We start from the raw sequence: 23,766 nt of genomic DNA, 5'->3' as shown, positions 1-23,766 counted from the left end.
CAAAAAGAGCACAGAGGGATTGCATGATGAAAAAAGCGACTACGCCGCCAAGCAAATAGTCGCATACAAAATTATACTAGAAAAATTGTAACACAGAAAAGAGGTTTTGTGAATGAATCGTAGAGAAGCAAATGCACTAGACAGATATTTAACAGAGCCGACTGAAAAACCACATAAGGAAACCTATGAAGATGATCCAGTGGATACTACTGATTATTTTGGAAATGAAATTGCTGATGAAGACGGTGTGTTTGAGATAACTTTTGCAATGAAATGTCTTTATACAGGACAACCAGTACTCACTTGTAAAAAAATTGCTACACAAGATACAATCGTTGATTTGATAGAAGAATTAGGCGAAGAAAACGTGTATTTAATTGAATATGTGAGTTCAGGAAAAAGATATAAGGAGGGCTTATTGAATGACTGAAGCAACCAAAACAGATTTTTCTAAGTTGAATGTTTATCAAAAATTAGCGTATGTGAGACAAAAAGCACCATATATTCAAAAAAGTAAACGTGGCCAGCAGTACAGCTATGTGGGGTCAAGCGATGTACTATCCGCATTAAATACAGTCATAAATCAAGTTGGATTAATTTTGAAGCCAGAAATTGTTGCTCATCAAGTTCGGGAATCACAAGATGAGGTATGGAAAGCGGATAAAGTAAAGAAAGAGCCTGTAGCCAAAAAACGTACAACGTATTTTACAGAGCTAGAGTTAATGATGACATGGATTAATATTCATAATCCTTCTGAGATTGTTGCTTGTTCATGGTATAGCCAAGGAGTAGATATTGAAGGAGAAAAGGGGGTAGGAAAAGCACTAACGTATGCGGAAAAATATTTTTTATTGAAATTTTTTAATATTGCAACAGATGATGACGATCCTGATAAATACCAAAAAGAACAGCTAAAAAATACTACAATTACTGAACGGCAAATTGATATGTTGAACGCATCAATTAGTAGAGTAGCCGAGCTGGCAGGGCAAGAATTTGAAGCTGTGAAATCGTTAGCTATAAATGATTCTGATTTGAATCCTAAAAAAGCATTTGAAGAATATAGTGCTTATGATTATGGTGTTATTTCTAAATTGCTTGCGAAGTGGATAAATTTTTATGAATCTAGGCAGAAGGTTCAAGAAGATAAGAAGTGATTGAATGATTGGAAAAATCATAAAACACAAAGGAAATAAATTGGCGATTGAGTTTGAGGATGAGATCAACTCGAATTTCCTCAAACTCCTAGCTAACAACGATGACAATTTAGTAAAAGTTGAACTATTAGATAATCGACAAATGTCTCAAAAACAGAATGCACTTTCTCACGTTTTAATAGCTGATATAGCTCGTTGGAGTTATGACGAACCCAAATGGATAGAGGAAGTTTTAAAGTATTACTACGAAACTAAAAGTGGTGTGTATTTTGAACATAGTAAGGCTACACGACATGAAGCAACAGAATGGATTAGTTTTTTAATCGAATTCATTTTGAAAAATGATGTACCACTAGAAAAGAGATACCAATACTTGCTAGAAAATAACAAATGGTTTTATTACTGCCTTAAATACCGTAAGTGTTGTATTTGTGGGAAACATGCCGATGTTTGTCATATCGAGGTAGTCGGTACGGGGCGAAATCGTCAAAAGATTAATCACGAAACATTTACTTTTTACGCTGGTTGTCGTCAACATCATCAAGAAGAACATCAGATAGGTACTAAGAACTTTTTAAACAAGTATCAAATTAAACCAGTAAAACTAAACGTTGAAGAACGTAAGAAGTTGAATATCGGAGGCTAACAGTTTGGTAGAGGAATTACTTGAAAAATACAGGCAATTAACATCGAGTCAAAAACTATTTTTTGAACTATTAGTATTTGTCTATATCGGTTCAAGAAATGGTAAAGGAATAGCTATTGAAGCACAAACAATAAAAAAAGTCGTTAACGGAGAAATTAAGCATAAATATGTTTATACGGTCGTTGTTGATGAGGAGGATAACTAGTGAATGAACATAGAGGATATTACGCCATTATCCCAGCGATTGTTCGCTATGATAACCACTTAAATGGGAATGCAAAATTATTGTATGGAGAGCTAACAGCATTAGCAAATGAAAAAGGCTATTGTTGGGCAACGAATCAATATTTTGCAAATCTGTATAAAGTTAGCAAGCGAACAATTATTTCATGGCTGAAACAGTTAGAAGAAAGAAACTATATAAAAATGCAAATTTTTTATAAGCCAAACAGCAAAATGGTAGATCGGAGACATATCTATATCTTACCGTATCCAACTGATACAGAATTTTACACCCCTAGTGAAGAAAATTTCATCACCTATGGAAAAAATCATCAGGAGGGGGATGAAGAAAATTTCACTACCCCTAGTGAAGAAAACTTCATAGAGAATAATACATTAAATAATAATACAAAGAATAATACAAAGAATATATATAGTGTTGAACAAAGTTCAACCATGTCTGAATTATTTGAAAAAGTTTGGAAAACATATCCGAAGAAAACCAATAAGAAAAAAGCCAAAGAGCAATTCTTAAAGAAAATTAAGTCAGATGAAGATTTCGAACGGTTTAAAACAGGATACAAAGATTATCTTAAGTATATCAAATTAAACGACTGGTATCATCCACAAGAATTGTTCCGCTGGATACGTGATGAACGTTTTAACGATGAATACGACTTGTCTGAAACGACAACGCAAGCAAGATATACGAATCCTCCAGTTAGACAAGAGCAATTACCAGATTGGGTAAATGAACCAAAACAAGAAGAGGAAAAATTATCACCAGAAGAGCAAGCAGCTCTAAAAAGACAAATACAAGAATTGTCGGGAGGAGAGTAAATCATGATTGAAATGAAGGTACTTGATTATCGAATTACTAGCGATGATAAGCAAGTAATCGTAAATAAAGCGAGACGAAACGAACACGGAGAGTTAACCATTTTGACTGATAAAGACGGTACAGAAAAAGAGTCTCTCGCTTTGATTGGTTATTATGGCAATTTAAGTAAGGCTCTCGTCGCAATAGAACGCGATTATGTGCTTTCTAGTGGTAAAACAATACAAACAGTCAAAGAATACAAAAAAGAGCTAGAATCGATTCACAGCAAGCTAAAACGTGAATTAGATTTCGGGGAGGAATTTTAGATGAATGAATTAGTTAAATTAGTGGAAGAATGGGCGAAAGAAAAGCGTTTAGATAAAGCGGAACCCGAAAAGCAAATGCTAAAAGTGATTGAGGAAGTCGGAGAAGTTGGTGCTGCATTGGCAAGAAACAACGAAAACGACCTAAGAGATGGTATCGGTGATGTGGTTGTGACATTAATTATTCTCGCTATGCAAAATAACATGGACTTATACGAATGCCTAAATCAAGCATATAGTGAAATCAAAAATCGCCAAGGGGAAATGGTAAACGGAGTATTCGTCAAAGAAGCCGATTTGTAAGGTTCGAGGTGGAAAAGATGCGAATTATTCTACCGATTGAGCCTAAGCCACAAAGTCGCCCAAGATTCGCAAGGCGCGGAAATTATGTTCAAACCTACGAAGATCGAGCGATGAAAGAATACAAAAATCAAGTAAAGAATTATCTTCGTAAATCAAGAGCAAAGTTGATTGAAAAAGGGCCAGTTTTCGCACATGTGATGTTTTATATTTCTGCTCCTAAATATGTACTAAGCTCTAATAAGAAACGCTTAGAAGTGGAATTAGAGCGGAAATATTGCGATAAAAAGCCTGATTTGGATAATTATTTCAAAGCAGTCACTGATGCTGCCGAAGGTATTTTATATAAAAACGATGGTCAAATTGCTGTAATGGTTTGTCAAAAGTTGTACAGTATACGACCACGAACAGAACTAGAAATTACAAGTTTGGAGGAACAAGTGTAGTGGGTAAAACGGGTAAACAGATCAAAGAGAATTATTCGGTTAGAAAGCGAGTAAAGAAGATGCTTAAATTTAAAGAATTTAATATTCAATTATTCGACGTTCACATTTATATAAAAAGGCTAAGTAGTTTTAAAACCAACAAAAAATAGTATAAAAAAACTAACTAGTTTCCGCTAGCTAGTTATAGATACATTTTCATCTCAGATAGAGACAATTAATAATACATTACTATGAAATTTAAGGCAACAAAAAAAGCCAGCTGACCACTAGCTGACTTATGTGGTAGAAACAACTGTTTTCCGCCAGTTGTTCTTTAGGTGTGAGTTAGCACTTTCCCCAAATAAAGTGCTATTAAATAGCCGATTAAAAATCGACAATAAATCTCTTGTAGAGACGTGTACTACTATTAACTGTTTACCAGAAGTTAATGTAGAAAAGGAGGAAATTTATTTCATAAATAAAATCCCCAAGAAAGTTAAAGTGATTATACCATTGAAAAATAGATTTGAAAATACTTTCTATGCCAAAAATATTTATTAGATGGAAAATATCAAATGAATAAAGATGATGTGAAAGATGACGAATGGAAGATTGTAAAATATTGTAGAATTATTATTGTTTTCTTTATAGTCAACCAATAATTTGTTGACTACAAACATGTATGAGTGATGAATATTTTGATAAATAAATAGCCAGTCGGTTTCCGCCGACTGGCTGAGAAGTGAATAGCTATTGGAATAGTATTCTTAGTATAATTTATATCATATGGAGTCGCTGATGAGCAAAGAATAAGCATTTCTTATATATGTTTGGATAAATAAAAAAAGCTACTTAGTTTCCGCTAAGCAACTCTTAAATGATGATATGTTTATTATAAATTATTATACCATAAAAGGAGCGATTTCACTTGATTCTATTGTTAAAAGAAGTAGATTTTCGACAAACAAAAGCGAATGCTAGAAATGTGTTGAAGAGTTTTAGACGTTTAGAGCGAATAGCTGGTCGCTCTTTGATAGATTTAAAATCACCAATTATTACAGATATGCCTAAAAGCCAAAGTCACGGGAATAAAGCAGAAGATGCGCTAGTACAATTAGCAGATGCAGAAGCAGAAAGAGACGCAATTGTATCTGCGCTTATGGCATTGAGCCTAACTAGCAGACAAATTTTGCATTATAGTTTCTGTGTGCAGGATCATTACTCTAATTACAAGATAGCTAGGGAAGTTGGATATTCCGAAAGAAGTATTCAACGAATGAAGTCAGAGGCTTTAATTGAATTTGCCGAAGCGTATCGAAATGGAAAAATAATTGCATATAAATAAAATTTTTGGCGGTTTTTTGGCGGAAAGTTGGCGGTTTTTATCAATATTTAGATGTTATTATGGTAGTGTCGAAAGATAAGGAGACGAGGGTAAGGCATGCATTACCTATCTTAGCTCCGTTTCGCTTATCTTTGGAGGCTACCTACAAAAAAATAAAGAATAAGGATGTGGAAAGTCCAGTTCTTTCTGTCTCGTTTAGTCTAGGTAGCAAATATTGCAATAAACTTGGCATGAAGCTTACACGTAGACGTACGCTGAAAGCAATTGTCAAGATAGCGCTATGTAGTTTGCAATGATCACTCACAAATCAGACGTTCTCAAACTAAAAGAAATGAGGTGTAATTCCTCTCTCTTTTTTCTACAGGTTTGTGAGTGTTAATGGGATATAGCTTAACTGGTAGAGCAGTGGTCTCCAAAACCGTCGGTATAGGTTCGACTCCTATTGTTCCAGTAAGTAGCTTTTGCTGCTTAAATAAAATTAGGATCGTCAATAGATGTTTCTACTACATTCATTATGAGACACTAGCAAGCTGGCGTCTCTTTTTTATTTGTAAGTATTAGTTACACTTGACCGAACGTTCGTTCTCGTTTATAATATAAATTGTAATCCTTATGATTATATCTACTAGAAAGAAGTCAAGAAAAATGCTTGTTTTTCTGTCTTCTTTTTGATTTAATTATTTTAGTAGGTATAATTAAATAAGGAGTGTTTATTAAATGGTAAACAAGAAGAGACAAGTAAGATTTGAATTTTTCCAGGTCAATGGAAAAGCTCAAGAAGGAGAAAAAATTGTAAAAGGACTTTTCGATCTATATCCATTAGCTGATAGGATAAATAGTATAAGTAACTATACTGATAGAGATGTTATTCTTTTTGGGGAAAAAGTTAGAATGGACAGATTTTTTGAGGTTTCTAGTAGTCCAGAATTATATGCAATGCATTTTACTAGATTAAGAAATGATAAACCTGCGTATGTAGAATTAAATAATGAAGTTTTGAAAGAAATTCCGTTAAATCCTGGAGAATATATTGCTGAGGATATTAGTTGCTTGTATGATAGAGAGCTATCTGTTTTAATGGTACAAAGAAATATTCATAGTTTGTCACCTTCAGGTATTGAAGATTATTTTACTGAAATGAGTGATGATTTAGTAGAGATTGAATTATTGCCAGTTGTAAATAAAGAGATTATTAGTAAAGCCTTAGCTAATGAAAAATTTCGTAAACTAGAGTTAAGAGCAGGTTCTATGAATACAACTAGTGATAGAAGTGGATTGAGAAAAGTATTAGGTCCTTTTATGGAACTATTTGAGAAATTTGAAGGTACAAATTTTGTTATAGAAATTAGTTCAGGGAGATCAAAAAAAGATTTATCAGAAGATCAAATGAAAGAAGTAATAACAGCAATTGAACAAGATAAGAGTTTATTTAGTTCAGCAATTGTTTCAGCAAAAAAATCAAAAGAGGTACCTGTTGAAAAGTATGATTTAATAAATGGAAAGCTCTATGTGTATCGTTCTTTTGATTTGCCAGATGGTGCATTTTTAAAATCAGATAGTGTTATAGACAATATTAAAAATTATTATTTTCATCCTAATGAAGGTGGGTATAGAAAACAAATTATCGATGCTGTAAAATAGTTTAAAGAAGAGGGGTGAGATATCATGAACAAGGAACATCATATATTTTTTTGGATTTTTCCATTTTTAACTGGTGCTGTATTTGTCTTGATATGTTCGTTAACCCAATTTTCTTATAATGACAAAGGGTTTGATAACTTATTAGATTCTATGATTAATTTTACTTCAATCATTATAGGTTTCTATTCGGCTTTTTATGGAATTCTTATAACTATAAAAGATACTAGTTTTATGAAGAATATACGAGGATCTGCTATAGAAAAAAAATTAAAATATCAACTCTTTATATCTTTATTAAGTGCATTTACTACTTTGATACTATCAATGATGCTCCAAATATTTCAGTATAAAGAGACCTTTGCTTCAATCCTAATATTTTATATATGGACATTTTTCTCAGGGCTGTTTATGGCGTTGTCTTTACAGACTATTATTTTGAGTTTAGAAATAGTTTTTGAATCTGAACCAAAAAAGAAAAGGTTCATTAATAAATAAGAACAGTTATTTTTTAATCAATGGCATGCAGATTCAACTCCTGCCACGTCGATATAAAGATCACTCAGTGAGTGGTCTTTTTTTCGTACATAAAAAAACCACTAGACTATGGGATCTAGTGGCTAGGTAGCATTCGTGCAAAATTTTTGTTGGTTGCTATTTACAAAAAGGAGTTGCTACCTAAAAAAATTATATCAAATAAGAATAAAGAATAAAAGAGCGTTTATTCACATCAAAACTTATTTTTTGTGCAAAAAAAGCCACTAGAAATGGGATCTAGTGGCTAGGTAGCGTTAGTGAAAATCTCGTGTCACTTGTAGTTTATGAACTTTAGCTATTATGAAAGAGTGCTACCTAAAACAAGTGTAACATAGCTGTCAAGTTTTGTCGGATATTTGGATTGTTTTCGCATGAAAAACCACCAGATAAAATATCTAGTGGCCAGACAGCAGATTATGTTTTGAAATAACTGGAAGTGTTACATGAAGGAAAAAGGAGTTGCTGTCTTTCAATGAGTATAACAGGGATTAAAGTGTTTGTCTTACAATAAACAAATATACATAAAAACAATTAGGAGAGAGAACATGAAAAGCTATTGGTAGGTATCGTTAACACATGAATATCCACATCCGAAGCACTCAACTGTTTCAATGCGTGTTGTAATGTCTGTGCAGATAAAAAAGAATGCATCTATTGTTGAAATGACGAGAGAAGCCACGCCGAAGGAAATTGATGCGTGCAAGCTAGTTTATTGTGGTTATGGTAGTTGGAAAGATAAGCATATACAAGAGAATATAGAAATGTATGTGAAGTGATAAATTATTAGACAGAAAGGCGGTGAATAACATGCGAATGACCGAGAAACAGAAACGATTTTGTGACTTTTACATCGAGACAGGAAATGCCAAAGAGGCTGCTATCAGAGCGGGATATAGCGAAAAGACTGCAAAGCAGATAGGACAGGAAAACTTGACTAAACCTGACCTCAGAGCTTATATAGACGAACGCCTCGCAGAACTGAAAAACGAACGAACAGCCGATGCCCAAGAGGTGCTAGAGTACCTAACAGCTGTTATGCGTGGCGAGTACAAAGAAGCAACGCTAATTGGTGTAGGCGAAGGCGCACAAGCCGTTGTAGACATCGATGTGGGCGCAAAAGACCGTTTAAAAGCAGCCGAGCTTCTTGGTAAACGTCATGCGCTGTTCACTGATAAAGTCGATTTACAAACGGGCGATATTGTGATTAAGGTTGGTGAGTGGGATGCAGACGAAGAAACGTAATATCGTTTTAGAGTTTAACTTCCCGTCAAGAGTTTTTAACAAATCGTTTTATGATCGATTGGTGGATTATTCTAAATTCACCGAGGTTTATTGGGGCGGCGCTTCATCTGGCAAAAGTCACGGTGTCGTTCAAAAGGTTGTTTTTAAAGCATGTCAAAGATGGAAGAAACCAAGAAAGATTTTATTTACAAGAAAAGTAGGGCGTAGCTTAAAAGACTCTATTTTCGAGGATGTGAAAGCGTGTCTTTCTGATTGGGGACTGCTAGACAAGTGTAAAGTAAATAACACTGATTTTAGAATCACGTTACCAAACGGCGCAGAGTTTCTTTTCAAGGGAATGGATGACCCAGAGAAAATAAAATCCATCAAAGGGCTGTCTGACGTCGTGATGGAAGAAGCAACAGAATTTACACTAGAAGATTATACACAGCTTACTTTGCGTTTACGTGAACGTAAGCATGTGAAACGTCAAATCTTTTTAATGTTTAACCCAGTTTCTAAACTGAACTGGGTATATAAATCTTTCTTTGATGAGGAAGCAGAAGTCGATCAACGAAGAACGGGTATTTATCACAGCACCTATAAAGACAATCGGTTTCTTGATAGTGAAAATAAAAAGGTGATTGAGGATTTAGCCAAACGAAACCCAGCGTATTATCGCATATATGCTTTAGGAGAATTTGCTACGCTAGATAAACTTGTATTTCCAAACTATCAGAGAAAACGATTAGACAAGCACGACGAACTGTTAAGACAGATTGATTCAGATTTTGGCTTAGACTTTGGGTATGTAAACGACCCTTCCGCTTTTGTGCATGCAAAGGTAGACGAGAAGAACAAACGTATTTATGTTCTTGAAGAATACGTCAAAAAAGGCTTGCTGAATGATGAAATCTCAACGGTTATTAAAGATTTAGGCTATGCAAAAGAAGTTATCACTGCAGATTCAGCTGAAAAGAAATCTATTGCAGAAATCAAGAAGAACGGAATTACTAGAATACGTGCAGCTAAGAAAGGCCCTGATTCAATACGACAGGGGCTTTCTTTTTTATTGCAATATGAGCTAATCGTAGACGATCGTTGCGTAAAACTGATTGAGGAATTAGAAAACTACACATGGGCTAAAGACAAGAAAACAGGGGAGTATACCAATGAACCTATTGATAGCTATAATCACGTGATAGATGCTTTACGATACGCAGTAGAACATCGTAGTAAAAAAGCACGAGGAATTAAGCTACAGAGCGTGAAGGGGGTTATTTAATGACAGAAAAAGTAAGTAGACCAAATACTGAAAGTAAAATACGTGAATTCGTTGACCTTTTAGGAAATCGTGTCTTTTATTGTGATAAAAACGCAAAGATTGACGAACGCTTGGTGGATAAATACATCAATAAGCATCGGAAATTAATTGGGTTTTACGAAGAATTAGAAAAGCTCTACAACGGTCAACATGATATTTATTATCAAAAAAATAAAGGAATTGGAAAACCTGACCATCGAATTGCAGTCAACTTTGCCCGTTATGTTGTAGATAGTTCTGCAGCTTTCTTTAACGGTAAACCAACAAAGATTACTCATCCAGATGGTGAGGTAAAAGAATTTGTTCAAAATTTCCGTAAACGAAATGAGGAAGAAGACAACGATGCAGAGCTTTCTAAGCTAACTGCTATTTATGGGCATGCTTATAAGCTTTTATATCAAAACGAAGAAGCAGAAACGTGCGTGACTTATTTAAAACCTACGCAAGGATTCATTGTTTACGCAGATGACTTATTAAAAGCGCCTATGTTTGCGGTTCTTTACAACAAAATGACAAAGGACGAGCTAACAGCAACTGTTTATCCACAAAATAGCACAGAAACGTTTATTTTTACACAAGACAAGACTTCTAAACGATTGGAAACTAAGAGAGGACCAACCGTTTTTCAGAAAGCCTTGTCTTATTTATTAGGTGGAAAAGAGGCAATCGCTAATCCGTACGGTGAAGTGCCTATGATTGAGTTTATGGAAAATGACGAACGACAAGGACGCATTGAGTCTGTGTGGTCGCTGATTAATAATTACAATGAAGCTCTATCAGAAAAAGCGAACGACGTGAGTTATTTTGCGGATGCCTACTTAAAAATGATAGGGGTAGATTTAGCTGACGAAAACGTCGCTTCCTATTTACGTGATAACCGAGTGATTAACAGCGCCGAGCCTTTAAATGAAGGCGAATCGGTAGATATTAATTTTTTAGATAAACCTAGTTCAGATACAACACAAGAAAATCTATTAGACCGATTAGAGCGGTTAATTTATCAAATGTCTATGACTTATAATGCAAACGATGAAAGTTTTAGCAATAACGCTTCTGGGATTTCGCTAGAATTTAAAATGCAAAATCCTAGGAATTTAGCACAAGCGAAAGCTAGGAAGTTTAAAAAAGCATATGCGCAAATGTACAAAATGATTTTTTCATTGCCTACGAATGTACCTGCTAATAAAGCTAAGGAATGGTTTAATTTAGAATACACTTTTGACTTTAATATTCCGCGCAATATTAAAGACGAAGCGGAAACTGCACAAAAACTTGAAGGGATTGTTTCAAGAGAAACGCAATTAGGCGTATTATCGATTGTTCCTGACGTAACTCAAGAAATGGAACGTATAAAGGACGAAGAAACGGAAGAACGTTTAAATCCACAAGTTGATTTCGGTAAATTTACTCGAAATACGGAAGAAGTGACCGAAGAACATGAGTAATTATTGGGCGGAACGAGAAGCAAAACATATCGAAGAAATGCTGAAACGACATGTGAATTACGAACAAGAAATTCATAGACGGTATTTACAGTTATGGAAAACGATAGAAGCAGAAATTCAACAGTTTTACGTCGCTTATGCAGGGAAAGAGAAGATTAGCATTGATGAAGCGAAACGACGTGCAAGTAAACATGACGTACAAATTTTCGCGGAAAAAGCGAAACGTTATGTACAAACAAGAGATTTTTCAAAAGAAGCTAACGAGCAATTAAGGTTATACAATTTAACGATGAAGGTTAATCGTTTAGAGCTTTTAAAATCGAAAATAGGTTTGTATTTAACAGACAACACTAATCAGCTACAGACCTATTTTACAGCAATGTTAACAGAGGAATCTGTAGCGGAGTTTGTACGACAAGCGGGGATATTAGGCGAGTCTGTTCTTTCCGAAGAAACTTATCGATTGTTTGCTAAAGCGATTATTGAGGGGGCGTTTCATAACACGACATTTTCTCAACGTTTGTGGGCAAACCAAGATGTTTTGAAAGCGAGTATCGATCGCTTATTAACAGTTGGGTTAGTAGCAGGTAAGCATCCAGATATTCTAGCTAGGGAATTACGCAAATTAGTTGTGATTGACAGCTTGCGAGGAAAGGAAACGGCTGATTATGTCGCACGTCGACTAATGATTAGTGAATCCGCAAGAATACAAAGTGAAGTACAAAAGCAAAGCTACGAAAAATATGGGTATGAAGAATACAACCTAATTGTAGAACCAAGCGCTTGTCCTATTTGTGTAGGAATAGCAAGTGCAAATCCACATAAGGTTTCTGAAATGAGTCCAGGAATCAACGCAAGTCCCATTCACAACTGGTGTCGGTGTAGTACTGCACCTGCTTATAAAGACAAAAAGTTCTAGCGAAAGTTAGGCTTTTTTTATTTGCCTTCTTACTGCTTACAGGCGTTAAAGAGAAAGCTGTTTCGATTGATAGGCGTAACCTATTAATTTCGATTAGCCACGTAATGGTTGGAGGTTTTAACATGAACGAAGAAAAACACTTATTATTACCGATGGATTTACAATTTTTTGCAGATGAGCCAAATTCTGATGAGCCAAACTCTGACAATTCAAACGAATCTGGGAATTTATCGACAAAGAATTCTCAAAATCCCAAAAATGAAAATCCAGACGGAAAAGAAACTGGAAAGACTTTTACCCGTGAAGATGTATCAAAAATGATTGCAGCAGAAACTAAGAAAGCAGTGGAGCAAGCAAAATCTGATTGGGAAAAGCAAAAATCTTACGAGCAAATGACTGCGGAAGAACGTGTTAAGGCGAAAGAACAAGAAGCCGCTGACAAAGAAGCACTAGCGGAAAAACGAGAAATGGAAGCCCAAGCCCGCCTCGACCGTTTAACGCGTGCCGAATCTGTTCGTAATGATTTATCCGAGAATGGTCTTTCCGACTACGTAAGTGCTGCACAAGCCGATTTATTGCTTGTGAAAGATACGGACGAGGATACAAAGAAAGCTGTAGATGAATTAAAACAAATTATTTCAAAAGCTAGAGATGGTATCCAAAAAGAATTGCTGAAAGGTCAAACTGTAAACGTTGCTACAGCAACAAAAGAGACCGATTGGCGCAGCAATTTGACTAAAAATTTAGAAAAGAAATAGGAGATGAAAATTATGCCAGTTATTTTAGATAGCAAAGATTTAAAAGCAATTGACAAAGAATTTGCCGCAGGCTCTCAGGTTTGGGATTTATTGAAAGGTGGAGCTGCTGCAGTAACTGAAGCGGATTTTGTAGGCGCAAAAGAAGTCCGCATCAACAAAATGAAAGGTTTTACTGCTAGTGATTATAAACGTAACGAAGACAATAAACGTTCTAAAATTGATGTGGCAAAAGAAACGTTTAAACTAGAGAAAGAGCGTTGGTTTGGTTATGACTTAGACACATTAGATCAATCAGAAAATGCTTCCTACGAAGTTCAAGCGCTTGTGGAAGAGCATACTCGTTTAATTGCGATTCCTGAAAAAGATCGAACTGCTGTACAACGCTTATTAGAAGCGGCATTTGCTGAGGCTGCGGATGATGATAGCGAAGGAAAATACGTTGGAAAAACGGTAAAAGAAACCATTACTACAGAAAACTCTTTAGCTTCTTATGACGCAGCAGAAGCGTATATGACAGATGCAGAAATTGTCGGTCCGTTTATTATGTTTGCATCCACTGACTACTATTCAGCATTAAAAAATGCAAAAGGTGTTTCAAAAACATTTACTACGAACGAGCAACAAATTTCAGGTATTAACCGTAAAGTTGCGCAGTTAGACGGTTCCGATACTATTATTCAAAAAGTTGCAAAATCTCGTTTACAGGTAGATTCTACGAAGAAAATTAATTATATTCTTGTGCCTTTGATGGTTTGTTCGCCAGTTGAAAAATACAACTCTATTGATCTAATTCCAGCTTCACAAGACCGTGACGGCTACAGAGATACCATCAAAGGATTAAACTATTATGATGCTATCGTAACTGAAAAAGCTCGTCCTGCCATTTACGTTTCTTACGATTCAAAGTAAGCGCCCCGACCGTTAAAAAGGTAACACCAACGGCAGATGGGGCAGTTGTTGAAGCAGAGTAGGTGAAAAAATGACTCTTTCAGATTATCGCGTACTACTGGATATTTCAGAGGATACCTACGAAAAAGATAAGGCAAAAATTATCAAAATCTGGGACATTACTGAAAAACAGCTGCGAGTAAAATTGAAAGCTGATAAAATACCAGAAAAATTGGACTATATTGTTCCGTCAATTGTAGTGAAACGATATAACCGTTTAGGTTTTGAAGGCATGGAACAACACTCTCAATCAGAAGAAACAATCTCTTATAATTTGGATGACTTCGGGGAATTTCAAGATGAGATTAACGATTATCTTGAAGAACAAGGCTTGATTCGTAAAAGGAAGGTGTCCTTTTTATGAGAACATGTATTGATTACTACAACAAAAAACACGTGCTAATTTCGGAAAAACTGATAGGTAATGTAACCGAAGTCGGAACGGAAAAACAAATGACCATTTTCCCTAACATAAAGGAGCAGATGGTCATTTTTCGTTTTAGAGACCGCCTAGCTATTCGTTCAGGATTTCTTGAATACTACGACGAAGAAGAACAAAAAAATCGAAAATTTACCGTTGTTAAAAATTTGCGTGTTAGCAAAGGAACTTCGGTTTATGGAAGCGAATATCGATGACTTACCGAGTAGATATTTCAGGATTGGATGATTTAATCGAAGCGATTGAAGAAGCGAAAAAGCTAGACGATGTAAAAGAGGTCGTCAAAAATGATACTGCTTATATGGCAAATCAAATTGCAGAAGAAACACCAGTCAGAAGTGGATACTTAAAACGAAGTGAGACACCTTCTATTAAAGATGACGGAATGACTGGCGAAGTTGAAGCGATGGCTGACTATTCAGCATATGTAGAATATGGAACGCGTTATATGTACGGACGTTTCTATATGAAAAAAGGGCATACAGCAGCAGCTAAAAGATTTCTTGATAATATGGAGGCGTTAGTAAAATGACCTTTAAAGACCCGTATTCAGAACTTTACGAAGCGTTATTTGTCACTTTGGAGCAAACAGGCTATGAAACCTATGGGCATTTGCCAGATGACGACGCTTCTTACCCGTTTGTTTTCTTAGGTGAACAATGGTCTAAGGATAGACAAACAAAAACAAGAACGTTAGGTTCAACAAATATTATGATTCATGTTTATGATCATGACGACAAACGTCGAGAATTAAATCAAGTATTAGCCGATGTGCGAAAAATCGTTCATGAATTGCATCAGACTAAGAACTTTAATTGGTTAGTGACAGAAAGTAGCACAGAAGTAATTTATGAAAATACAACCAATTTTGGTACGAGCCTTGCACACGGTGTACTTGACATCACGTTAGAATTTGAATAAGAAAGAAGGAAACTCGAAATGGAAAAAGCAATTCAAGGTAAAAAAATTAAGTTAATGTTTCGACTAACACGTGAACGTGCGACAACAGCAGCGAAGTTATTAGCTTTAGAAATTTCACACGAATATAAGTCAGAAACAAAAACAGATACACAATCAACAAAAGACGGGAATGTTCCTACATCAGGAATGCCGTCAGCTTCCATCGAAATGGAATTTTTACGGACAGGCACAGAAACTTACAACATGTTGAAATATGCGTATCGTAACGGGCTAGAAATTGATGTATGGCGCATTAATTTTGATAAAAAAGACCCAAAAACAGGAAAATACGAAGCGGAATTTGGCACAGGCTTGTTGGATTCATTCGGAGATTCTGCCGAGTCCGATTCTAATTCAAGTATTAAACCAACTCTAGTTTTAAATGGTGACCTAGTAGAAGGTTGGGCAACGGTTGACGCCGAAAATGAAGAACTTGCGCGTGCTTTCTTCTACGACACAGTGGCTGGTGCGGAACCAGAAGAGCCTGTAGAAAAATACACACCAAAAACAATTGAAGTACCTAAAGTTGAAAGTGTAACGCCGACATCAGATGGCGCCGTTGTAAAAGTGAAGGAGGAAGAATAATCATGGCAATTACTTATCGTATTTACAAAGGTAGTGAAAAAGTAGTTGAAGGAGCAAGTCCATTAACTATTACAGGACTTGATGCAGGAGCAAAAGTAGCAGCAGGAACGTACCATATTGTACGTGTGCAAGATGAAAAAGAATCTGAAAAAGTAGCTATTCCAGCTTTTACCGTATTGGCGGGGCGCTCTTTGGAAAATAAACCAACAGAAGCAAATACTATTCCTGAAATCAAAGAATGGTTAACCGCTCACGGTATTGATTTTACAGGAAAAACAACGAAAACAGAATTATTAGCATTAGTACCATAATTAAAAATCAGGAAGTAGGCGGCAATGTGAAGGCATTGTCGCTTTTTTAGGAGGAATTTTACATGTCAACAAACGTAAAACCTGTCGCAACAATTAACGGAAAAAAATATCCTTTGATTTTCGGTTTTAAATTTTTAAACGAAATTAACGCATTAAAACCTGACGTTGAAGAAGTAGACGGCTTCGTTCAATTGGTTGGTGGGTTACAAGATGGCGACGCTTTTGCCTTTCAAAAATTAATGCACGCAGCGTTAATTACTTATGATGACTTAACAACGAAAGAAATTGACGACTACTTAGAAACGTCGGAAGAGGCTTTAACGTTGTTTGAAAATTTTATCTCTTTCTTGGAGCAAGCACCGTTAACGGCTCTTCGGACGAAAAAATCACTAGAAGCAATCAAAAAAATCATGGCTTACATGGAACAGATACAAGCCAATCAACAAGAAACGACAGCCTAGATTATGACGAAATAGTTGTCACTTGTTTTCAACATTTCCCCAATATCACTTTAAAAGAAATTGAGCGTATGACTCCTTATGAATTTAATTTACGGATAAAAGCTGTAAATTTACGTGCAATTAACGAAGAAAGGAAACTATACGTTAACGCGTTAGCTACACGTATTTTTACAACACCAGATGAAAAAGGGCAACGCTATATTTTTAACGAAGTGAAAGATGTCTATGACTTTGAAAAGCTTGAACGCGATGTGCGAGGGGAAATCTCGCAACGAGAAGTGGAAAAGCTAAGTGAGCTAGAAGAAAACGCTCGTCGATTAGAACAAGCAAGAAAAATTGTTGAGGAAAGGAGGAAACAACGTGACACAAAGTAAAACGGTAACAGCTATACTTACAGCACGTGATAACAATTTTACCAGTGCGATGAATGGCGCTGTGTCTTCGCTAAAAAAACTTAATTCAAATGCTTCTGATATTCCTAGTAATTTGAATACAGTGAATGGTGCGATGAAAAGTTTCGGTGATAAAACCGCAAGTATCGGCCAAAGCATTGAAAAAGTCGGCGGTTCGATGACTAAAGGTATTACACTCCCAATTGCGGGTGCCGTTGGCGCAGTAACAACCGCAGCGGTAAAATGGGAAAGTTCCTTTACTGGAGTTAAAAAGACCAACGATGAGATGGTCGATTCTAACGGTAAAGTCATTTATTCTTATGATGATTTAGAAAAAGGCCTTAGAGATTTAGCAAAAGAATTACCCACTAGTCATGAAGAAATTGCAAAAGTAGCAGAAGCAGCTGGACAGTTAGGAATAAAAACTGATAAAGTTGTCGGATTTACTAAAACAATGATCGATATGGGCGAATCAACAAATATGTCTGCAGATACAGCGGCTACATCCCTAGCTCGTTTTGCTAACATTACGCAAATGTCACAAGATAAATTTAGCAATCTTGGTTCAGCGATAGTTGACTTAGGTAATAATTTAGCGACTACCGAATCAGAGATTACAGAGATGGGCTTACGTTTAGCAGGTGCAGGAAAACAAATTGGCATGACCGAAGGAGACATTGTAGGTTTTGCGGCGGCGTTATCATCTGTTGGTATAGAAGCCGAAGCGGGCGGATCGGCATTCTCTAGATTAATGGTACAAATGCAATTAGCAACTGAAACAGGAGTTGAAGCTTTTGCGCCTCTGAAACAAGCAGTAGCAGAGCAAGGCGTGTCTTGGGAATCTTTTGTGCATGCTGTAAACTGGGGTGGAAAAGAACTGACGGCAGTTTCTAAGCAAATGGGAATACCTACCTCAGAATTAAAGAAAATGTATAAAGAAGCTAGCAAAGCATCAGGTAGTCTGGAAGATTTTGCAAATGTAACAGGTCGAACTAGTGAAGAGTTTGCACAATTATTCAAAAGCAATCCATCTCAAGCACTAATTGAATTTATCCAGGGCTTAAAAGACTCGGAAAAACACGGAATATCAGCTATTAAAGTGCTCGACGATATGGGAATTACAGAAGTTAGATTACGTGATAGTTTATTACGTGCAGCCAATGCAAGTGATGTCTTTGAAGGGGCTGTAAAACGAGGTAACGAAGCGTTTAACGAAAATACAGCTCTAGCAGAAGAAGCTGGTAAACGATACGGAACTACAGAATCACAGTTAAAGATTTTACGTGGTCAATTAAATGATGTAGCAATTACGTTTGGCGGTCCATTAGTAGCCGCATTAAATAGCGCGATAAGTGCTGCTAAGCCTATGATTGAAGCTTTAGCAAATATGGCAGAAGCTTTTGCATCAGCTGATCCAAAAACGCAAGAGTTCATTTTGAAAATGGCTGCGTTAGCCGCTTCTGCTGGCCCTGTGTTAAAAGTTTTTGGGAAAATGACAAGATTTTTCGGCAAAACGATTTCGACAATGTTTGAAACCGCAGGGAATATTGATAGCAAGTGGCAGCAATTTATTACTAAACCTATTGTTAATGGCTCTGGTAGTGCATTACAAGCTGTAAAAGGGTTTGTTTCTAAATATAAATCAAATCTAGCAGGGCTTGAAAGCGCAGGAGTTAATGTAAATGTATTAACAAGATTTACCACGTTAGGAGAGACTATTTCAGGTCTTTTTCCTACGCTAGATACATTTAGAGCAAATCTACGAGCAAGTCAAAGACAGCTAAATATGCTAGGGGAAGGGAATAAAGTTACTAACTTTTTCCGTTCTTTTTCTGCTTCTTTACAATTATCTAACAGCAAATTAGCGAAATTTGCCTCTGTTGTTATTAATCCTGTAGGGTCGCTAAGAAACCTATCCTCTGCAGCTGGCAAATCGGGAACGGTTTTATCAGGGCTTGGCGTAGCCACCTCAAAAGCAGGTGGAGGTTTTAGAACATTTGCGGTAACGGGTATACGATCTATAGCTAGTTTAACAGGAGCTATGTTGAGCAATCCCATAACAGCAATTTTAGTAGCAATAACCGCTACGATAGTTGGTGTAGTGCAAGCTTGGAAATCCAATTTTATGAACATTCAAGGCTACGTGAAAACTGCTTTTAGCGGAATAGTAAAATCGTTTAAAAGTGTACTTCCTAGCTCTGCGAGTGTTACTAAAACAATAAAAGGATTAGGAAATACATTTAAATGGTTAGGTACTGGCGCAATTGTTGGTGTCACTTTTGCAATAGCAGGTTTTGTAGATGGCTTACGTACTATCGTTACTGTAGGAAAAACGGTAGTAAATGCAATAATGGCAATTTCAAACGGTGTAAAAGGACTTTGGAAACGATTAAAAGGCGATTCTAAAGGTGCTGATAAAGCATTTAAAGATATGAAGAAAAGCTTATCTGATATTGAAAAAGATTGGGATACAATGTTTTCTGATTCTGCCTTAAAAAAAGCTGCTAAAAGCACCGAAGAATTAGGTAAAAAGTCCAAAGACACTACTAAAGCAATTTCGTTAAATATGGAAGAAGCCTCTTCAAGTGTTGAAAATTATTCTTCAAAACTTGATGAAGCTAAACAGGCAATGACTGAACTTTTCTCACAGCAAAATGGTAGTACGGCTGGCGTAGAAACTTATTTCAAGAATACACTTGATTTAGTTACGAATTTAAAGGAACAACAGAAAAAGGCTGTTGAAACCTATAACAAGCAAATTGAAGCGGCAGAAGGAAAATCAGAAGCAGAGAAGCAAAAGATTTTTGCCAATGCTTCAAGCCAGTATATGAAAGCTGTTCAAACGAATAATAGTGATTTATTGAAGGTATATACTGATTATTCTAACCAATTGAAGAATAATAAAACAGTAGAGGGTCAAGAATTGACAGAACAGCAAAGAGCTACTTTGCAAAATCAAACGAATATTATTCGTGATCAATTATTACAACAGAACCAACAATTTGTTGAGGCTGGTATGAATAAGTTGGCTAATAAACAAGCATTAAGCGAGCAAGAAAAAGAACAAACTTTGACAAGCTTGCGAACGCTTGGGGAAATTCAAGCGCAACAAGTGCAAGAAAATAACGCCCAAATTCAGCAACTAGAAACACAAAAGAACCAAGCAAAAACAGAATCTGAAAAAGCAGCTTTCCAAAATCAAATTACACAATTACAAACGCAAAATGCTCAAATACGACAAAGTGAATTAGAGCAAGGAGCTCAACTTCTATCGATTATTTCACAAAATGGTGCAAATAAAATTGCAGTGACAGCTGATAATTTAGCACAACTTAAAGGCGTTACAGACCAACAGCTTTTAGGCATTTATCAATCTTATGTAAATAATGGTGCTAGCATTGACCAACAAATGGCTTTATTGGCAGGAATGCTACGTCAACGAGGGATTGATGGCTCTAACGGACTGGTTCAGGGATTGCAAAGTAATGATCCAACGAAGTGGGCGAATATGTCAAGAGCTGACATTGTGAATACTTTACAAGCGTTGCCTCCTGACTTATTTAGAAATGGTCAAGACGGGAAAAACCAGTTAATTGATGGATTAAACTCTGGAAAAACACAACTTAATAATGTTGGTAAAGAATTGATGTCTTCGATGAATAGTGGTCAATCTTCGCAAAAATCTAATTCTAAGAAAGCTGCCGCTGATAATAGTAGTGCAGCTGCTTCTGGAACAAGAAGTAAAAGTAATGAACATAAAAATGCTGGTAAAAGCAATGCTCAACAGACAAATGCTGGAACGAATTCTGAAAAAGGAAATGCGAAGAATTCTGGAAGTCAGCTAGGTGCGGCAACAATTCAAGGATATTTAACTCAGTTACCCCCTGCAAATAATGCTGGAAGGTCTTTAGGAAATGCGGTAAGTCAGGGTGCAGGTTCTGTAGATATGAGCCCTGTAGGTTCAAATATGGCTAGAGGTGTTGCTTCTGGTATTCGTGCAAGTCAGGGCGAAGCAGTGGCTGCTATGCAAAATTTAGTAGCCGCCGTTAATGCAGAAGCACAGAAAAAAGCAAAAATTAAATCACCATCACGCCTATTGAAATATGATGTTGGTGTTTTCCTTGCACAAGGTGTAGCTGCAGGTATTCGAGAAGATACGTCGGTTGCCGTACAAAGTGCAAAAGATATGATTTCAAGTATTCATCAATCTATTACGGGTAGCCGTTTGATGAAACGTTCAAATGCAATTGAGGTAAAACACTCTATAGATAATACGCCAATGGGAAAAATGGTAGAAATTTTAGAAGAAATACGACATTTAACTGTCGTGATGGATACTGGCCAAGTAGTGGGAGCGCTAGGTAGCCCAATGAATCTTAATTTAGCAGAACAACAAAAGCAAGATGGGAGGTATCGTAGTTGATTGAAATTGTAGAATATATGGCCAAAGGTCGTTTTAATAGCAAAGAACATGGTTTCTACATTATTGAACACGATGCTCCTTCAGCGGAAGAAGTGGAAATTATTGAACAGATCCCTTTCATGCAAGGTCAGTATGATTTTTCCATGCTTACAGGAGAACGAATTTTTAGTAATCGCATTGTCACTGTTACTTTTTGGCGACCTAATACGCCATACGAAGAACGAAAGGCATTAGAGGCGAAAGTAAAAGAAGAGTTGATGATGGATGGAATTGATTACATTGATGATTCTTGGTTACGTTCAGGGCTTCGCTGGTATGGAAAATGCAAAAGTGTGAAAGCAGAAGATGACTCGTCAAGTAATTCATTAACGTTAACCGTAGAATTTGACGTGTATCCTTTTGCTTTAAGGGAAAATATTTCTTATTCCGATGTCTTTGACGAGGACTATTTCACAGACGATAGCGCCGACAATTGGACAGGCTACTATATTCACGGAAAAAGAGAAATTTTTCTTATCAATATGGGAGCGAATGCTTCTAGTCCAACAATAAAGGCAACGTCTACAATGCAATTAACTACTGATGACGGAACAACAATAAAAGTTCCGAAAGGCGAATCGCAAGATTATTTCTTTAAATTAAAAAGAGGGACCAACCACTTAACTATTTATGGCGAAGGTCATATCTCTTTCTTTATGTCTAGTGAGGTGATGGTCTAATGTATCGAGTATTATTGTTTGATAATCCGAACAGAAAGAATCCAAAGATTGTTCATGAGCCATATAGCTATGGTGAGAAAATCAAAGATAGTGAAGTATATTTATCGCTTAACGGATTAGGAATTTCTACTTTTGAATTTACCTTTAATATTAACAATAAATACTATCAAAAGATTGAGCCGATTATTCACTTTATCCAGATTCTGGATGTTACAAGAAATAAAGAAATTTTTTATGGTAGAGTTGCTAAAATCACGAATAAAATGGAAGCATCAGGAAGCTTTTCTCAAACTCTTTTAGCGGAGGATGAGAAAGCTTTTTTATATGATTCTGTTCAAACCTATATGAAACCAACACGGATGACTGTATCTGCTTATTTACAAAAAATACTCGATGCACACAATAAACAAGTTGAAGCGCATAAGCAGTTTCGGCTTGGTGAAGTGAATGTTGTAGATAATGGGGACTTGCTAAGAGGATTAGGCTATCAAAGTACAGCTGATACCATTAAAGAAAAATTGTTGGATAGGCTGGGCGGTACGTTAACACTTCGACGCGTTGGAAATATAAATTATTTAGATTATCTATCTAATTATGGTGTGAACAGTGAAACTCCTTTACAGTTAACCAAAAATCTAAAAAGTGCTACTCGAGATATTGATATTTCTGAATTGTTTACAAGGATTGTGCCCGTCGGTCAAGATATTGAAGATACGTCAAATACTGATATTGAAGTGGGAACAGATTTTTCACGACCTAAATACACCATCGAAAAAGTAAATGGCGGTAAGAATTACCTTGATGATGAAGCGTTAATCAAAAAATTTGGATTAAACACGGGCATTGTAGAATTTTCAAATGTCAAAGACCCATCAATTTTAAAACGTCGAGGGTTGCAATGGCTAAAAGACCAAAGCTTGATGCTGGTAACTTGGACAGTTGAAGCCATTGAGTTAGGGCTATTGGATAAACGGTATGAATTAATCACTTTAGGAAACAGTTATAAAGTAGATAATCAATTTATATATGCTGTAGAACGATTACAAGTGATTGAGAAAAAATTTAGTATTTTAGAACCGCAAAAGGTTACTTTGACTATTGGTTCGAAAAAGAAAAAACTGACCGATTATCAAAACGAAATAAAAGCTATTCAATCCAATTTAGTAAACGTAAAAAAATTTGCGACGGCAGGAGTTCAAAACATATCAGAGTTGATAAAAAGACAGGAAGAATTTGACAATGATTTATCTGTTCAAAGTAGTAAAGTTAGTTCTTTGGAAGACTTAACCAGTGAATTATCAACAACCGTGACAGAATCGACGGAAGCCTTTAAACAATTAGCAAGTGATTTAACAAATACAGTCGAATCTGTAGGTACTGCTCAAACTGAGATGAAAAAGGCGTTAGACGATTTAATTAAGCGCGTAGAGAAATTAGAAAAATAAGAG

The 23,766-nt window shown here is 36.1% G+C and carries 28 protein-coding genes, 1 tRNA gene and 1 pseudogene; all 30 read left to right on the top strand.

Annotated elements, in window-relative coordinates; genetic code table 11:
• Nucleotides 1–112: 112 nt before the first annotated feature.
• The 30 genes and pseudogenes from IGL93_RS08335 to IGL93_RS08190 all read left to right on the top strand — a co-directional run bounded on the left by IGL93_RS08335 (nucleotide 113) and on the right by IGL93_RS08190 (nucleotide 23,763).
• Nucleotides 113–430, top strand: a complete 318-nt coding sequence (locus IGL93_RS08335) for a hypothetical protein (protein WP_002383798.1) — start codon at nucleotides 113–115, stop codon at nucleotides 428–430.
• Nucleotides 423–1,157 carry an ERF family protein gene (locus IGL93_RS08330; RefSeq protein WP_002383799.1) on the top strand — a complete coding sequence of 245 codons (735 nt, stop codon included), beginning with the start codon at nucleotides 423–425 and terminating at the stop codon, nucleotides 1,155–1,157. Before IGL93_RS08335 ends, IGL93_RS08330 begins: the two co-directional genes overlap by 8 nt.
• A 4-nt stretch (nucleotides 1,158–1,161) precedes the next feature.
• A complete protein-coding gene (locus IGL93_RS08325) occupies nucleotides 1,162–1,803 on the top strand; it encodes a putative HNHc nuclease (RefSeq protein ID WP_129193384.1) in 642 nt (213 codons plus the stop codon).
• Nucleotides 1,804–1,807: 4 nt separating this feature from the next.
• A complete protein-coding gene (locus IGL93_RS08320; RefSeq protein WP_108355526.1) occupies nucleotides 1,808–2,008 on the top strand; it encodes a hypothetical protein in 201 nt (66 codons plus the stop codon).
• On the top strand, nucleotides 2,008–2,865 hold the full coding sequence (locus IGL93_RS08315) for a helix-turn-helix domain-containing protein (RefSeq protein ID WP_284954747.1): 858 nt from the start codon (nucleotides 2,008–2,010) through the stop codon (nucleotides 2,863–2,865). Before IGL93_RS08320 ends, IGL93_RS08315 begins: the two co-directional genes overlap by 1 nt.
• A gap of 3 nt (nucleotides 2,866–2,868) precedes the next feature.
• Complete coding sequence (locus tag IGL93_RS08310; RefSeq protein WP_002357013.1) at nucleotides 2,869–3,171, top strand: hypothetical protein; 303 nt, start codon at nucleotides 2,869–2,871, stop codon at nucleotides 3,169–3,171.
• Nucleotides 3,172–3,471 (top strand): MazG-like family protein, encoded by a 300-nt coding sequence (locus IGL93_RS08305; protein ID WP_010712210.1) that lies wholly within the window; start codon nucleotides 3,172–3,174, stop codon nucleotides 3,469–3,471.
• An 8-nt stretch (nucleotides 3,472–3,479) separates the two neighbouring features.
• Nucleotides 3,480–3,914 carry a RusA family crossover junction endodeoxyribonuclease gene (locus IGL93_RS08300; RefSeq protein ID WP_185774506.1) on the top strand — a complete coding sequence of 145 codons (435 nt, stop codon included), beginning with the start codon at nucleotides 3,480–3,482 and terminating at the stop codon, nucleotides 3,912–3,914.
• 907 nt (nucleotides 3,915–4,821) lie between these two features.
• Nucleotides 4,822–5,238: an ArpU family phage packaging/lysis transcriptional regulator gene (locus IGL93_RS08295; RefSeq protein WP_129193381.1), complete on the top strand. Its 417-nt coding sequence runs from the start codon at nucleotides 4,822–4,824 to the stop codon at nucleotides 5,236–5,238.
• Nucleotides 5,239–5,617: 379 nt separating this feature from the next.
• A tRNA-Trp gene (locus tag IGL93_RS08290) sits at nucleotides 5,618–5,689 on the top strand.
• 266 nt (nucleotides 5,690–5,955) lie between these two features.
• Complete coding sequence (locus tag IGL93_RS08285) at nucleotides 5,956–6,879, top strand: DUF6731 family protein (protein WP_002383810.1); 924 nt, start codon at nucleotides 5,956–5,958, stop codon at nucleotides 6,877–6,879.
• A gap of 24 nt (nucleotides 6,880–6,903) precedes the next feature.
• Nucleotides 6,904–7,374: a hypothetical protein gene (locus tag IGL93_RS08280; protein ID WP_002383811.1), complete on the top strand. Its 471-nt coding sequence runs from the start codon at nucleotides 6,904–6,906 to the stop codon at nucleotides 7,372–7,374.
• 584 nt (nucleotides 7,375–7,958) lie between these two features.
• A pseudogene (locus IGL93_RS08275) lies at nucleotides 7,959–8,189 on the top strand (hypothetical protein).
• Between the two features lie 31 nt (nucleotides 8,190–8,220).
• On the top strand, nucleotides 8,221–8,655 hold the full coding sequence (locus tag IGL93_RS08270; protein WP_002364295.1) for a terminase small subunit: 435 nt from the start codon (nucleotides 8,221–8,223) through the stop codon (nucleotides 8,653–8,655).
• Nucleotides 8,636–9,919, top strand: coding sequence for a PBSX family phage terminase large subunit (locus tag IGL93_RS08265; protein ID WP_002369892.1), 1,284 nt, complete (start codon nucleotides 8,636–8,638; stop codon nucleotides 9,917–9,919). The genes IGL93_RS08270 and IGL93_RS08265 overlap by 20 nt, the downstream gene beginning before the upstream one ends.
• On the top strand, nucleotides 9,919–11,403 hold the full coding sequence (locus tag IGL93_RS08260; RefSeq protein WP_010784607.1) for a phage portal protein: 1,485 nt from the start codon (nucleotides 9,919–9,921) through the stop codon (nucleotides 11,401–11,403). Before IGL93_RS08265 ends, IGL93_RS08260 begins: the two co-directional genes overlap by 1 nt.
• A complete protein-coding gene (locus IGL93_RS08255; protein WP_284954749.1) occupies nucleotides 11,396–12,322 on the top strand; it encodes a minor capsid protein in 927 nt (308 codons plus the stop codon). Before IGL93_RS08260 ends, IGL93_RS08255 begins: the two co-directional genes overlap by 8 nt.
• 122 nt (nucleotides 12,323–12,444) lie before the next feature.
• Nucleotides 12,445–13,080, top strand: a complete 636-nt coding sequence (locus IGL93_RS08250; protein WP_254064286.1) for a DUF4355 domain-containing protein — start codon at nucleotides 12,445–12,447, stop codon at nucleotides 13,078–13,080.
• A gap of 12 nt (nucleotides 13,081–13,092) precedes the next feature.
• Nucleotides 13,093–13,989 (top strand): hypothetical protein, encoded by an 897-nt coding sequence (locus IGL93_RS08245; RefSeq protein ID WP_002363368.1) that lies wholly within the window; start codon nucleotides 13,093–13,095, stop codon nucleotides 13,987–13,989.
• Between the two features lie 70 nt (nucleotides 13,990–14,059).
• On the top strand, nucleotides 14,060–14,392 hold the full coding sequence (locus tag IGL93_RS08240; protein WP_002363369.1) for a phage head-tail connector protein: 333 nt from the start codon (nucleotides 14,060–14,062) through the stop codon (nucleotides 14,390–14,392).
• On the top strand, nucleotides 14,389–14,664 hold the full coding sequence (locus IGL93_RS08235) for a hypothetical protein (RefSeq protein ID WP_002363371.1): 276 nt from the start codon (nucleotides 14,389–14,391) through the stop codon (nucleotides 14,662–14,664). Before IGL93_RS08240 ends, IGL93_RS08235 begins: the two co-directional genes overlap by 4 nt.
• Nucleotides 14,661–14,999, top strand: a complete 339-nt coding sequence (locus tag IGL93_RS08230; protein WP_002363372.1) for an HK97-gp10 family putative phage morphogenesis protein — start codon at nucleotides 14,661–14,663, stop codon at nucleotides 14,997–14,999. The genes IGL93_RS08235 and IGL93_RS08230 overlap by 4 nt, the downstream gene beginning before the upstream one ends.
• Complete coding sequence (gp17, locus tag IGL93_RS08225; RefSeq protein WP_002363373.1) at nucleotides 14,996–15,388, top strand: tail completion protein gp17; 393 nt, start codon at nucleotides 14,996–14,998, stop codon at nucleotides 15,386–15,388. Before IGL93_RS08230 ends, gp17 begins: the two co-directional genes overlap by 4 nt.
• Before the next feature lie 18 nt (nucleotides 15,389–15,406).
• Entirely contained in the window at nucleotides 15,407–16,012 is a 606-nt protein-coding gene (locus IGL93_RS08220; RefSeq protein WP_002364302.1) for a phage major tail protein, TP901-1 family, read from the top strand.
• A 2-nt stretch (nucleotides 16,013–16,014) separates the two neighbouring features.
• Entirely contained in the window at nucleotides 16,015–16,323 is a 309-nt protein-coding gene (locus IGL93_RS08215) for a hypothetical protein (protein WP_010784736.1), read from the top strand.
• Nucleotides 16,324–16,385: 62 nt separating this feature from the next.
• Nucleotides 16,386–16,784, top strand: a complete 399-nt coding sequence (locus IGL93_RS08210) for a tail assembly chaperone (protein WP_002409775.1) — start codon at nucleotides 16,386–16,388, stop codon at nucleotides 16,782–16,784.
• Between the two features lie 68 nt (nucleotides 16,785–16,852).
• Nucleotides 16,853–17,158: a hypothetical protein gene (locus tag IGL93_RS08205; protein WP_002364305.1), complete on the top strand. Its 306-nt coding sequence runs from the start codon at nucleotides 16,853–16,855 to the stop codon at nucleotides 17,156–17,158.
• Nucleotides 17,145–21,599, top strand: a complete 4,455-nt coding sequence (locus IGL93_RS08200) for a phage tail tape measure protein (protein WP_002402500.1) — start codon at nucleotides 17,145–17,147, stop codon at nucleotides 21,597–21,599. The genes IGL93_RS08205 and IGL93_RS08200 overlap by 14 nt, the downstream gene beginning before the upstream one ends.
• Complete coding sequence (locus IGL93_RS08195; RefSeq protein WP_002363380.1) at nucleotides 21,596–22,318, top strand: hypothetical protein; 723 nt, start codon at nucleotides 21,596–21,598, stop codon at nucleotides 22,316–22,318. The genes IGL93_RS08200 and IGL93_RS08195 overlap by 4 nt, the downstream gene beginning before the upstream one ends.
• Complete coding sequence (locus tag IGL93_RS08190) at nucleotides 22,318–23,763, top strand: phage tail spike protein (RefSeq protein ID WP_002378447.1); 1,446 nt, start codon at nucleotides 22,318–22,320, stop codon at nucleotides 23,761–23,763. Before IGL93_RS08195 ends, IGL93_RS08190 begins: the two co-directional genes overlap by 1 nt.
• The last annotated feature ends 3 nt before the right edge of the window (nucleotides 23,764–23,766 follow it).

The sequence above is a fragment of the Enterococcus sp. DIV1328a genome, from assembly GCF_050536905.1.
Lineage (GTDB): Bacteria > Bacillota > Bacilli > Lactobacillales > Enterococcaceae > Enterococcus > Enterococcus faecalis.
This window is presented reverse-complemented; position numbering and strand designations above follow the sequence as displayed.